Origin of the sequence: Brachyspira murdochii DSM 12563 (assembly GCF_000092845.1) — a bacterium.
Classification (GTDB): Bacteria; Spirochaetota; Brachyspiria; order Brachyspirales; family Brachyspiraceae; genus Brachyspira; species Brachyspira murdochii.
In genome coordinates this window covers 529387-542479 of record NC_014150.1, presented here as the reverse complement: position 1 = coordinate 542479, position 13093 = coordinate 529387, and the positions used below count along the sequence as shown (strand labels likewise).

The following is a 13093-nucleotide window of genomic DNA, read 5'->3' as shown; positions in this document are numbered from 1 at the left end:
GTTCATCTTATGAGTCATTGGAGCGAAGAAAAAGAAATAGGCACAAGATGGAAAGTTATATTTTCAGCTTTTGTTTATAAACTTCTTGGAAGAACTTTTGTTATAATATATCTTATTCCGGTAAGTATATTTTATTTCTTTTATTCTAAAAGCAGAATGAAGGCTTCAAGAGAATATCTTAAAAGAATGTCTAAATATAATAAAAAAGTAAAATCTAACTTAATTTGTTCTTATAGGCATTTACTTTCATTTGTTGTTTCTGTATCTGAAAAAATAGCAGCTTGGAATGGGGATATACCTATAAAAGATCTTATAGTAAAGACCGAAGATGAGTATAAAAAAGTTATTGATTTGCTTAATAGTAAAAAGGGAATGATAATATTATTTTCGCATATTGGAAACATTGAGCTTTTAAAGGCACTTGCAGTTATTAATGAGGGAAACCCTATAAAAAATTATAAGATAAATATAATAATAGATTCACGTGTTAATAAAAATGTTAATATATTGATTGGAGAGGGTAAGAATAATTCTTTTATAGATTTTATTGATGCTTCAAATATAGGACCTGAAACTATTTTAAGTATAGAAAATAAACTTGATAATGGAGAGATAGTTGCTATAGCAGGAGACAGAACATCTAATAAAACTGACAGAGTAAATTATATAGAGTTTTTAGGAGAAGAAGCTCCTTTTCCATGCGGTGCTTTTCTTATACCTATTTTGCTTAAATATCCTGTTTACTATTTCTTTGCTTTGAGAGAAAATGATAAAATACTTTCAAAAAAATATAATTTTTATATACATTCTTCTAAAATAAAACTTGATAATACAGAATTAAAAAACAGAAAGAAAAAAAATGAAACTATTTTAGATTTAACAAAAGAATTTGCTTCTATTATTGAAAAAAAAGCTATAGAATATCCTTATCAATGGTATAATTTTCATGATTTTTGGTATAAGGGGAATTGATTTATGAAAAAACGCACTGATAATAAAAAAGTTTATTTAGAAAATGATTATTATATAAAGCCTTCTTTTTATGATTTAGATCCTATGGGGGTAGTTTGGCATGGAAATTATATAAAGTTTATGGAGCAGGCTAGGGAGGCTATGCTTTCTATTATAGATTATGATTATGATATTATGACAGCTAAAGGTGTTATGTGGCCTATAGTTAAACTTGAAATAAAATATATCAACTCTATAAAATTAAATCAAAGGGTGAGAATACATACTGAAATTACAGAATATTTAAATGGTATGAAAACAGAATATACTTTTTATGATGAAAATGATAAAATTATATCAAAATCAAGCACATTGCAGATGCCTATAGATTCAGAAACTAGAAAAGGCTTTTTAAATAGCCCTAAAGATTTTATTGAAAGAATAGAAAAACTTAATAAACTTTGATACTACTCATATAAAATTTTTTTTACAAATTGTTTGTTTTTTGTATTATAATATATACTAATAATAATTTAGGAATAATAAATGAAACAATTTTGTTTATTAATGATATTATCTCTTTCTTCTCTCTTATTTGGACAGGTAAAAGATGAATATAAAAATGCAAAACTATTAAAAGGTACTTATACTCAAATAGTAAGCCAGAAAGGAAGAAGTTTTGAATCGTCTGGAGATTTTATAGTTGCTAGCGGATACGGTATATGTTGGATTACGAAATTGCCTAAAGAATCAATAACTGTTATGGGAGAAAAAAATGTTGTGCAGATACTTCCTAATGGAAAAAAGAAAGTTATGGCTGATTCAGGCAATGCTATGTTTTCTCAAATAGCCAATATTATAAAATCAATTTTTACATATGATGAAAAAACTATATTAGAATCATTTAATCAAAGTAAAGAAAATAATGCTACAGTTTATACTCCTAAAACTGAAGAGTTAAAAAAGATAATAGAGAAAATAGAAGTGAGTTTTGCAAAAGATGGATATATAGAAAAGATAAAAATGTATTCTTCAAATAACAGCACCACAGAGTATATAATGAAAGTTGTATCCAAATCAAATACTTTAACTTCTGAGGAGATAAAATATTTTGAAGAGGAGTAAACTTCTAATAGTTTTATGGATATTTTTTCATTTATCTGCTTTAATTTTATTTATAGCAAGATATGATAAAACGGCAAAGATAGATACTAATTTTTTGTCCATAACGCCTAAATTTTTGGAAGACAAAGATTTTCAAAAGCCTTTGGAAGATTTCTTTTTAAAAAACTCAAGCAGTATTAAAATATTTATAGAAAGCGATAATTTTGATAATGCCAAAAATAGTGCATTAAAATTAGAAGAATATATAAATAACTTAGACAGCAATGTTTTAGTTAATCTATATTCAAGAGATTATGATGATATTTTAAATATAATGATTAAATATAAGTATCAGCTTCTTTCAAAAGAGATAAGAGATTATCTTTTAAATGATGAAGCCTATATTGTTGCAGAGAATTCTATTATTAACTTTTATTCTCCTTTTTTTATTCCTATAGCGGATAATATTGAAGATGATCCTTTTTTTGTGCTTAATTCAAAAATAAATGAAATTTTAGTTTCTGAAAATAATATTCAGTCAAGAGACGGCATTCAGTTTGTAAATTATAATAATAAATATAATATACTTATCAATATAGATATGCCAAAAAAAATAGACAGTGAAAGTTTTTTTAATAATCTTACTGTCTTTTTAAATGATTTGTCAGTAAGTGATGATGTAAAAACATATATATCAGGTGTTCCTATTCATACATATTATAGCCAGAAAAGTGCTAAAAAAGAAATTACAATTATATCTATAGTCTCTCTTATAGTTATATGTATGATGTTTATATTTATATTCAAATCTGTAAAGCCTTATATTATTTCAATGTGTACTATATTTATAGCAGGTGCTGCAGCATTTTTGTATTCATCGGTATTTTTTAATTCTATTCATATATTTACTTTTGTATTTGGAACTAGTTTGATAGGCATATCAATAGATCATTCAATACATTTTATCACAGAATGGTACAATGAAAAAGATAAAAAAGAAGTTTTAAAAAAAATATTTCCTAGCATGCTTTTAGGTTTTCTGACAACCATAATAAGTTATTTATCGCTTTTCTTAACTTCGCTTACATTATTAAAGCAGATAGCATTATTTTCTATATTTGGGCTTATAAGTTCTTTTCTTACTGTAAATATAATATATCCTATTATATTTAAAAATGATAAAAGAAATATCAAACAGTCTGTATTATTAGGAAGCAGAAATATATTAAATGAATACATAAAAATAATAAATATAAAAACTGTTTCTATTATTTTTGTAATAGTTATTATACTTTCTATAATATTTATACCTAGAATAAAAGTTAATTTTTCTGCAAATCAGCTTTATGATACTCCAGATTTTCTTCTTGAAAGTGAGAGTGAAGTTTATAAAAGATTAAATACTTCGCTTGCAAAAAATATTATAATATCAAGCGGAGAAACTCTTTCAGAGGCACTTGAGGCTGAAGAGAGTATAGAAAGTTATTTTACTAATAATTATAATGCTATATCAAGAATATTATATTCTGAAAAAAAGCAGAGAGAAAATATAAAACTTACAGAAGAGAAATTAATGCCTCTTTTAAGAGAACAGATAAAAGAGCTTAATTTAGATGAAAGTTCATTTAATAAAATAAAAGCAGAGTTTGAAAGTATAAAAAATGATGTGCTTGATATAAATAGTATAATAGAATCAGACAGTTTTTCTGAGCTTAAAAAAATTATAACCACAAATAATAATAAATATTTTATTATAGCTACAAGCGATTATGATACCAATAATACGATAAAAATTACAAATAATAATGTAAAAGTTTTTAATCTTAATGAAGAGATTAATGATGCATTAGACAGCACAGCAAAAACAGCAGTAAAAATGGCTTTGATAGCATATATTTTAATATTCATAGCTATGTCTATATTTTTTAATAATAAACAGGCAGCGGCTATAATATTAGTTCAATTAATGTCTGTTTTGATAAATTTATCTATACACTCTATATTTGGTATTAATATAAATATATTTTCTATATTTGCTTTGATACTTTCTATAGGAATATCTATAGACTATGCAATATTTTTCTCAAACAGTGCTGCTGATAAGGAGATTACATTTTTGGCAGTATTTTTATCTATGATGACAACTGTATTATCATTTGGTACTTTAGCATTCAGCAGTTTTATACCTGTTAAATCTTTTGGTTTATTTTTGTTTATAGGAGTTTTATCATCATTCTTAATTTCTCCTGTATTATTTAAATTTAATAGATTAATAGAAAAAGTTTAATATAAATAGTATATTTTATGTATATATGAACTATTTGACATTTTTTTTATAGAATTATATACTTGACATTTGAGGTGATAACATGAGTAATATACTACTTGATTTCGGCATTATTAATTGTTTGGCTAGAGATAAAGAAGAGCTATATAATAAGTATTTCATAAAAGGAGAATACGGCTTAAAAGAAAATAATGATTATAATAAAAAATTTTTTCTTGGTAAAATAGATAATGACTTTTTTAATTTTAAGCTTGAAGATCCTTATAATAACAAAATAAACAAAATGGCCTTGCATGCTGTAAATCAATTAAAGCCTATTATAGATGAAGCAAAAAAAAGATATAAAAAAAATAGAATATCTGTTATAGTGGGTACATGTGAAAATGGAAGCGATGAAACTAAAGATTATATACTGAAAGGTTCTGTTTCTGATGAGAGAAGAATATTAGTTATGCAGAGCCTTAATATATGCTGTGATTTTTTGCAGAAATACTTTGATGTTTCAGGACCTTCTTTTACTATATCTACGGCATGTACATCGAGTGCGAATGCTGTAATAGCTGCTGACGAGCTTATAAGAAGCAATATAATAGACGTAGCTATAGTGGGCGGTGCTGATGTTGTAACTGATACTGTTGTTTATGGTTTTGATTCTCTTGAAGTTGTTTCCTATAATAAAACCAATTCTTTTTCAAAAAACAGAAGCGGAATAAATTTAGGAGAGGGTGCAGCTTTTACAGTTTTGGCAAGAGAGAATTTTATTGATTCTAAAGATGCTATATACCTTAAAGGATACAATAGTAATTCAGACTCTCATCACATGACAAGCCCTGATATAGACGGAAGCACTACAAGTAAATGTATTAATGATTCTTTAAAACATGCATCTATGAATATTAATAACATAGATTATATTAATCTTCATGGCACAGGTACTTTGATAAATGATAAAATGGAGAGTACCACATTAAACAGAGTAAATGCTTCAGATATATGGTGCAGTTCTAGCAAAACATCATTCGGTCATACTGTTGGAGCTGCTGGTGCTATGGAGCTTGGAGTTTGTTTTATTACTCTTTCATCTATGAATAAAGAAAAAATACTTCCGCCTCATTTATATGACGGAGTATATGATGATACATTAGAAAGAATAAAATTAGTTAATGGAAAAGTTGTGTCTGACAGACTTGAAAATTGTATGAGTGTGTCATTCGGTTTTGGCGGAAGCAATACTTGTTTGATAGTTGGAAAATAATTTATTATTAATTTGTTATTGTTTTATTGTTATGGAAAATAAATATAAATTAAATATACCTCATAAAGGCAGAATGCTTTTGATAGACGGTATTATTGATATTAATTTTGATGATAATGAAATACTTACTTTTTCTCAAATAAAAAAAGACAATATTTTTTATGATAATTCAGAAAATGAAGGTATTGATTCTTATATTTTTACTGAATATGCGGCACAGACTGCTGCAGCTTATAATGGTGCTTTAGAAAATAGTGCTGATAATAATAGAATAGGTTTTCTTTTAAATATTAAAAAAGCTGATTGCTATATTGATAAAGTTAAATCAGAAAATAAAGTTTATATATTTGTAAAAGAGACTTTAAAAGATGGAAGTATTGCGTATTATAATGGTGATGTAATTATTTGCAATGATGATATAAAAAGTATAGAAGAATATAAAAATATAATTAATAGTTATAATGTAAAAAAAGTTATGGACTGTTCTATAATGGTAATGGAGAGTTCTAGTGAAAATTTTGTATTTTAGTTTTTTTATTTTAATAAAGAGTGTATACAATTATGAAAAATAAATCTATTTTAGTAACAGGGGCATCTGGAAGTATAGGGCTTGCAATATCAAAAAAGATTATATCAAGCGGTTATGACACTATTATGTGCTATAATAAAAATGATTCTTTTATAGATGATATAAAAACTTATTCAAAAGATTATGATGTTAATATAAGATTTTTAAAAATAGATGTTTCAAACATAGAAGAGACTAAAAATATTTTGCTAAAAGATATAGAAGAGAATGGGGCATATTATGGAGCAGTGCTTTCATCTGGTATAACTATGGACAATGCTTTTCCAGCTATGACTCCAGAGGAATGGGATAAAGTTATAGATGTTAATTTGAAAAGTTTTTATAATATAGTCAGTCCCATAATTATGCCTATGATAAGGTTAAAAAAAGGAGGGCGTATTATAGCGATAAGCTCTGTTTCTGGTATAATAGGCAATAGGGGGCAGGTTAATTATGCTGCTTCTAAGGCTGGGCTTATAGGGGCTGTAAAGTCTTTGGCTATAGAGTTGGGTAAAAGAAATATTACTGTAAACTGTATTGCTCCCGGTATAATAGAAAGCGATATGATAAATGATGATATAATAGAGCATGCCAAAAATATGATAGCCTTAAAAAGAATAGGAAAACCTGAGGATGTGGCAAATGCTGTAAACTTTTTACTCTCTGAAGAAGCTAATTACATAACTAAACAGGTTATTAGTGTTGACGGCGGAATGTTTTAGTTAATTTTTATATTTAAATTGATTGTTTTTTTCTCTATAATTTGTATATTTATAAAAAATATTTTACAAATAGAGTTTTAATCTTATTTTATATTATATGATTTATATATAATGGATTGTTTATGAAAAAATTATTTTTTATATTTTTGATATTTATTCTAATTTTTAATGCAGCTTATACATTAACTGATAATGAAACTAGTTTTCTTAAATCATGTGAAGAAGGTAAATATGAGAGAGTAGTTTCCCTTATCAATAAAAAAGTTAATGTAAATACTGTTTCAGAAGACGGGGTTACAGGTTTAATGCTTGCAGCTCATCATGGTCATAGTGCCATTGCGAGACTTTTAGTTAATTCAAATGCTGATGTTAATATTGCTGACAAGGTAGGATACACTGCTCTAATAATGGCATCCACTGGAGGATATACCGATATAGTAAAAATACTTTTGAAAGCTGGTGCTGATGTTAATGCGGCAAATACATACGGAGAAACAGCTTTGCATATATCCTCTCATAAACTTTATGCAGATATAGTTCAAACTTTGATAGATTATAAAGTGAATATAAATGCTGTAAATAATGACGGAGATAATGCCTTAATAATGGTTTTTATGTCAGCAGATAAAAGTGAGAATATGATTCCTGTAGCAAGACTTTTATGTGATAATGGTATTGATGTTAATTTTAGAGATAAGAAAGGAAGAACAGCTCTTACTTATGTTAAAGAAAATTATAAAAAGGCTGATACATTAATAGCTTTTTTAAATGAATATGGGGCTTTGGAATAATATATTTTAAATTTTTGAGAGGTAGAATTATAAATGATAGAAGATTTAATAAAAAGACTTCCTAAACTAGAAGGTATAAAAAAAGATATAGAGAATGCCATAAATGAAACTATAAATGCTTATGAAAGAGGCAATAAGGTATTAATAGCTGGAAACGGCGGAAGTGCCTGCGATAGTGAGCATATAGCAGGTGAGCTTTTAAAAAGTTTTTTAAAAAAGCGTCCTATAAATGAAGATATAAGAAAAGAACTTCTAAAAATTGAAGACGGAGAATATATTGCTGATAATTTAGAATCTCCATTAAGAGCAGTAGCTTTGACATCTCATTTGGGACTTTCAAGTGCTTATCTTAATGATAAAGAGCCTTATTTGGTATTTGCTCAGCAGTTATTAGGTTTTGGTGATAAAGGGGATATTTTCTTTGCTATAAGCACTTCTGGAAATGCTAAAAATATTATTTATGCTGCTAAACTTGCTAAGGCTATGGGGATAAAGGTTGTATCCTTTACCAATGAAAATGGCGGAAAATTGGCTTTAATGGCTGATATTGCAATTAAGGCTCCTGCCAAAGAAACTCATATATCGCAGGAATATCATGAGGCAATATACCATGAGATTTGTATAAGAGTTGAAGAGCATTTTTTCAAAGAGAATAGATAATTAGTTTTTTAATTAAAAAAAATTATTACTAAATATAAAAAGCTAAGCTATTGAAAAATTATTGATTATAATATATTATATTTAAAATAATTGATTATAATTTTTAAGGATATAATAATGACTACAGATAGAGAAGAATTAGAAGCACTTTTATATCAAACTAGATTAAGAATAGAAGAAAATCAAAAAGATGAAGTATTAGATAGATTAAATAAAGATTTAAAATTTATAGAAGAATTATTTGAAGTCAATGTTGATGGTATAGATCCTTTATATCATGTTATAGATTTGCCTGAATATTTGAGAGAAGATGTAGCAGGTAAAACTTTAGATAATGAGGTTATAATGAATCTATGCCGCAGCGGAGAATATGGTTATATTGTAGTTCCAGCTGTACCAGCCGCTTTGGAAAACAGCGAGCATCAGGCTAAAAAATAATAAAAAATTAGAGGTCATCAATTATAGATGAATTATTCTTACGACAGAGAAGAATTAAAAAAAGAAAAGCGTAATGCTCTTAAGGCTATATTAAAACCTTTTATATTTATCTACTATAGAAGTAATAGTCTTCTTTATAGAGCTGCTGCTAGGCTTGTATTGGGGTTTATTATAGCTTTTGTTTTGTTTGGTATTCTTACTTTATTCATCAGATTTGACAGAATGAAAAGTTCAACTATGATGAATACAATAGAGCCTAATGAAATAGTTATAACTTCTAAATTGAGATATGCAGTTTCTTTAAGCCCTTTTGTTTCTTCGCTTACAGGTAAAACAGTAATTTTTTCAAGACCTAAAAGAGGGGATATTGTATTTATGATAGACCCTAGAACAAAGAGGGAATTTTTTCTTAAGAGATTTGCTTCATATTTTGTATATTTTGCAACTTTTGGAAATGTAAATATATCAAAGACCAGATATTTAATAAAAAGAATTATAGGACTTCCTAATGAAACTATAGAGATAAAAAATAAGACAGTTTATATTAATGGAGAAATGCTTAATGAACCTTGGGCTAATATTGATTCTGACAGCAGGATATTAGATAAAGAAGTTTCAACCAGAGATAATTTCGGACCTCATATTATAGGGTATAATGAATATTTTGTGATGTCAGATAATAGAGATTACGGATATGACAGTAGAGATTTTGGTAATGTGCATTTTTCTAATATAGACGGAAAGGTTATTTCTAAATAGTTTATCTCTATATACTGAAAATTTTTAAGTTTGTCAATTTTTTATTGTTATTTTTATAACGCTGCATAGAGGTGTTTAAAAGAATCGTGACATAATCGTAAACAAAATTAGTTTTCAAATAGTAAATTATATTTTTTATTATTTTTCAAGTTATATGAAATAAACAGCTATAATTTGTCAAAAATATAGTTGTTAAATTTTATTTATTGTGGAAATTAGTCAGTCATGTTTTAAAAAAAGGCGGATGTACTTATAGGATTAGCATACTAACTATTACCCAATTTACATGCAGTTGTCATATAAAAAGCAAAATGAATGTATATTTACGTATAGTTTAGGTAATATTATCCTATATTAAAAATAAAACTGATAAAATTATGATATGTATTTCTTAACTATATAAAAACATAAAACAGCATTATCTTCTCTTTTTAGATTTTTTCCTTTCTTTTCTATCTCTTCTGTCTTTTGCTCCCCTTTTTCTATCTTTAGATGATTTATTATATTTTCTTGAATATATTTCTTTTTTGTTTTTCTTATTTTTTATAAAATCTCTGCTGTCTATTATATCTCTGTCATCAAAACTATTATCAAATTCGCTTGCTGGTATGAAGTCAATGAATAATTCTCTGATATCAACTTTATAAACTACTATTCTTATTCTATCCCCTAATGTGTACCATTTTGCATCTTCTTCACTGTATGCTGCCTGTTCATTTTCATCGTATCTGTAACGTGATTTTAATACAGCATATCTTATTAAGCCTTCTATTCCTCTGTCTTCTATTTCAACAAATATTCCGAAGTTGGTAATACCGCTTATAATCCCATTATATTCATTTCCTACTTTGTCTTTCATAAATCTTGCAGCTTTTACCTTTGCTAAACTTCTCTCGCATTCAACTGCAACTCTTTCTGTTTTTGAACACCACTCAGCAGAATTGGTATAAAACTGCTGCATAGTAGGTTTTAAGTTATTTATACCTTCTAGTGATAGTTTTAAAAGTCTATGAGTAAGTAAATCAGTATATCTCCTTATAGGCGACGTAAAATGAGTGTAGTATTCAAAACCAAGTCCGAAATGCCCTATATTGTTAACATCGTATATAGCCTGTTTCATAGAACGAAGGAGTAGGGTAAGAAGTAATTTTTCGTCCGGCTTTCCCATTATTGATTCTATAAATGAATGAAAATCCAAATTACCGTCTGCATCTTTTGTAAGTCTGTAGCCTCTGTTAAATGCTATTCTTGTAAAAGTATCAAGTTTTTCTATGTCTGGACTGTCATGCACTCTGTAAATAGAGCCTTTTATATTTTTTAATCTTTTGGCTACTTCGCAGTTGGCAATAAGCATTAATTCTTCTATTATTTTATGAGTTTCTTTTCTCTCACCTATAAAAAAGTCCTTAGGATTACCGCCTTTATCTAATATTATCTGTGTTTCATTGAGATTAAACTCTATACTGCCGTTTTCTATTCTTTTTTGAAGAAGTATTTTTTTTACATCATCAGCGTTTTTTAATAATTCTATAAGCCAATCTTCATCTTGCTCTATACCGTCCAAAACATCTTGGGCATAGTCATAGGTTAATCTTCTATCTGACTTTATAACGCTTTTATGAAAAGTACTTTCTTTAACATTTCCGTTATTATCTATTGTTACGAATACAGTCATAGTAAATCTGCTTACACCTTCATTTAAAGAACATATACCATTTGAAAGTTCATGCGGAAACATTGGATAAACTGTATCTATCAAATAAACACTATTTCCTCTTTTTCTAGCTTCCCTGTCTAATGCACTTCCCATAACCACAAAATGACTTACATCAGCAATATGAATGCCTAATTTATATCCGTCATTTAATTTTTCTATACTTATGGCATCGTCAAAATCTTTTGAGTCTGCTCCGTCTATCGTTACAGTTCTTATATTTCTCAAATCTATTCTGTCAAACTCTAATTCTACATTCTCCATGCTGTCTGGTAAAAGTTTTGCCTCTTCCAAACATTTTTTTGGGAAATCCGTTGGTACATTATATGCCTTTGCTATTATCTCAGCGTCTTTTTTTGCATTGTTAATATCTACTTTTATTTCTGGTTTTGGTATGCTTGTTTTTTTATTTCCTGTATCTGATTTTTTATTTTTGGAATTTCTTCTGTCTCTTTTATTTTCTGATATGTTATTTGCTTTTTCAGATGATCTTCTTAATTCTTTTTCTAAATATACTTTTCCCTCATTGGTAAGTTTTAGTATATTAGATTTTTTCATTACTAGTCCCATTGATACAGACTTTTGAAGCATTTTTTCAAAGCGTAATTTATCTTTTTTGGTTTCTACGTATTTATTTTTATAAACAGAAATATCTAATTCTTTTTCTTTATTTATTCTTTTTAATAATTTTATTACTTTCATAGTTTTTTAATTTACCTGTATTTATTGCTGTATTCTATTCATTATAGCAATATTATTTATAATGTCAAACATAAGATTTTTTACATATTAATATTAATGCGGTTTTTTATTATAGAAAGCATTTATTTTTTTATACCCACATAGCTGCATGGGGGTAATAGTTTAATTAAATGAAGGTTATAAAAATAGTATCAAAAGATACAAAGTTATTAGCTCTTATTAAGATTTGTTAGTATATTCTAACATATTATGTTTTTTTGTCAATACCTAATTAATATTATTTTTTGTATTTTTTCTTATAATCCATTCGTTTTTTATATTATTAGAATTATTCATTAAGTTTTTTAACTTTTCTCTGTCTTTATTATTCAAAGCATTTTGAAAATCTTCCAAGCATTTTATATATTTATCTAATTCCTCATAGAGATATTCGCTGTTATATAAAAATAATTCGCTCCACATATTAGCATCTATTGTTCCCACTCTAGTATGGTCTGCTAAACTGTTGCCTTCAAAACCAAGCGAAGCTAAAAAATTATCGTGATTAACAATACCGCATGCTATTATATGCATTAGCTGACTTGTGAAAGCTATCATTTCATCATGTTTTTTAGCTGTTGATGTTATCACTTTTCCTGAGCCTATATCATAAGCTAGTTTTTCTATTATTTTTATATCATTTTCATTAGCATTATCATTCTTTACTATAATAGCATTAGAGTTTTTAAATAGTGTTTCAGATGAGTTTTGATATCCTCCTTTTTCCTTTCCAGCCATAGTATGAAGACCTATGTATTTTTTATCTTTAGTATTATTAAAAATATCGGTTTTTACACCGCAAAAATCAGAGAGTATTTTTTTATTATCAATTAAGTGTTTGTATTTGCAAATAATATCTATAGCTATAGAAGGCAAAGTACATATCATGATAATATCTGCCCATTCAATATATTCTTTTATATTATCATAATTACAGGAGCCTTTATCAATATATCCGTCTTTTAAAGCAGATTCTATATTTTCTTTATTTGTATCTATAGCATATATATTATAGTTTTCACCGCTTGCCTTTAATGCCTTAATTAAAGAGCCTCCCATTAATCCCATTCCAATTACTGTAATATTAGACATAAAATTTCCTT

The 13093-nt window shown here is 26.9% G+C and carries 13 protein-coding genes; 11 read left to right on the top strand and 2 right to left on the bottom strand.

The genetic code is table 11. From position 1 onward, the window contains the following. The first annotated feature begins 9 nt into the window (after positions 1-9). The 11 genes from BMUR_RS02210 (at position 10) to lepB (ending at position 9535) form a co-directional block, all read left to right on the top strand. Positions 10-972, top strand: coding sequence for an LpxL/LpxP family acyltransferase (locus BMUR_RS02210; RefSeq protein ID WP_013112965.1), 963 nt, complete (start codon positions 10-12; stop codon positions 970-972). Positions 973-975: 3 nt separating this feature from the next. Beyond that, entirely contained in the window at positions 976-1416 is a 441-nt protein-coding gene (locus BMUR_RS02205; protein ID WP_013112964.1) for an acyl-CoA thioesterase, read from the top strand. Positions 1417-1497: 81 nt separating this feature from the next. Beyond that, complete coding sequence (locus BMUR_RS02200) at positions 1498-2076, top strand: LolA family protein (protein ID WP_013112963.1); 579 nt, start codon at positions 1498-1500, stop codon at positions 2074-2076. Continuing rightward, a complete protein-coding gene (locus BMUR_RS02195; RefSeq protein ID WP_013112962.1) occupies positions 2063-4342 on the top strand; it encodes an MMPL family transporter in 2280 nt (759 codons plus the stop codon). The genes BMUR_RS02200 and BMUR_RS02195 overlap by 14 nt, the downstream gene beginning before the upstream one ends. 82 nt (positions 4343-4424) lie before the next feature. Next, entirely contained in the window at positions 4425-5597 is a 1173-nt protein-coding gene (locus BMUR_RS02190; RefSeq protein ID WP_013112961.1) for a beta-ketoacyl synthase N-terminal-like domain-containing protein, read from the top strand. Between the two features lie 31 nt (positions 5598-5628). Continuing rightward, positions 5629-6126 carry a hotdog family protein gene (locus BMUR_RS02185; protein ID WP_013112960.1) on the top strand — a complete coding sequence of 166 codons (498 nt, stop codon included), beginning with the start codon at positions 5629-5631 and terminating at the stop codon, positions 6124-6126. A 32-nt stretch (positions 6127-6158) separates the two neighbouring features. Further along, positions 6159-6887, top strand: a complete 729-nt coding sequence (gene fabG / locus BMUR_RS02180; RefSeq protein ID WP_013112959.1) for a 3-oxoacyl-ACP reductase FabG — start codon at positions 6159-6161, stop codon at positions 6885-6887. A gap of 122 nt (positions 6888-7009) precedes the next feature. Beyond that, positions 7010-7678 carry an ankyrin repeat domain-containing protein gene (locus BMUR_RS02175; protein ID WP_013112958.1) on the top strand — a complete coding sequence of 223 codons (669 nt, stop codon included), beginning with the start codon at positions 7010-7012 and terminating at the stop codon, positions 7676-7678. 33 nt (positions 7679-7711) lie between these two features. Next, a complete protein-coding gene (locus BMUR_RS02170; RefSeq protein WP_013112957.1) occupies positions 7712-8338 on the top strand; it encodes a D-sedoheptulose-7-phosphate isomerase in 627 nt (208 codons plus the stop codon). Positions 8339-8455: 117 nt separating this feature from the next. Then, positions 8456-8776 (top strand): Asp-tRNA(Asn)/Glu-tRNA(Gln) amidotransferase subunit GatC, encoded by a 321-nt coding sequence (gatC, locus tag BMUR_RS02165; protein ID WP_013112956.1) that lies wholly within the window; start codon positions 8456-8458, stop codon positions 8774-8776. A gap of 27 nt (positions 8777-8803) precedes the next feature. Then, a complete protein-coding gene (gene lepB, locus BMUR_RS02160; RefSeq protein WP_013112955.1) occupies positions 8804-9535 on the top strand; it encodes a signal peptidase I in 732 nt (243 codons plus the stop codon). Positions 9536-9953: 418 nt separating this feature from the next. Here lepB and BMUR_RS02155 read toward each other — a convergent pair whose 3' ends face one another. Beyond that, positions 9954-11951 (bottom strand): ribonuclease R family protein, encoded by a 1998-nt coding sequence (locus BMUR_RS02155; protein ID WP_013112954.1) that lies wholly within the window; start codon positions 11949-11951, stop codon positions 9954-9956. 267 nt (positions 11952-12218) lie between these two features. After that, a complete protein-coding gene (locus tag BMUR_RS02150; protein ID WP_013112953.1) occupies positions 12219-13082 on the bottom strand; it encodes a prephenate dehydrogenase in 864 nt (287 codons plus the stop codon). Between the last annotated feature and the right edge of the window lie 11 nt (positions 13083-13093).

Coding starts and splice junctions, on each gene's coding strand:
- BMUR_RS02170 (WP_013112957.1), top strand. CDS start 7,712: ATGATAGAAGATTTAATAAAAAGACTTCCTAAACTAGAAGGTATAAAA.
- BMUR_RS02200 (WP_013112963.1), top strand. CDS start 1,498: ATGAAACAATTTTGTTTATTAATGATATTATCTCTTTCTTCTCTCTTA.
- gatC (WP_013112956.1), top strand. CDS start 8,456: ATGACTACAGATAGAGAAGAATTAGAAGCACTTTTATATCAAACTAGA.
- fabG (WP_013112959.1), top strand. CDS start 6,159: ATGAAAAATAAATCTATTTTAGTAACAGGGGCATCTGGAAGTATAGGG.
- BMUR_RS02210 (WP_013112965.1), top strand. CDS start 10: ATGAGTCATTGGAGCGAAGAAAAAGAAATAGGCACAAGATGGAAAGTT.
- lepB (WP_013112955.1), top strand. CDS start 8,804: ATGAATTATTCTTACGACAGAGAAGAATTAAAAAAAGAAAAGCGTAAT.
- BMUR_RS02205 (WP_013112964.1), top strand. CDS start 976: ATGAAAAAACGCACTGATAATAAAAAAGTTTATTTAGAAAATGATTAT.
- BMUR_RS02155 (WP_013112954.1), bottom strand. CDS start 11,951: ATGAAAGTAATAAAATTATTAAAAAGAATAAATAAAGAAAAAGAATTA.
- BMUR_RS02150 (WP_013112953.1), bottom strand. CDS start 13,082: ATGTCTAATATTACAGTAATTGGAATGGGATTAATGGGAGGCTCTTTA.
- BMUR_RS02175 (WP_013112958.1), top strand. CDS start 7,010: ATGAAAAAATTATTTTTTATATTTTTGATATTTATTCTAATTTTTAAT.
- BMUR_RS02190 (WP_013112961.1), top strand. CDS start 4,425: ATGAGTAATATACTACTTGATTTCGGCATTATTAATTGTTTGGCTAGA.
- BMUR_RS02185 (WP_013112960.1), top strand. CDS start 5,629: ATGGAAAATAAATATAAATTAAATATACCTCATAAAGGCAGAATGCTT.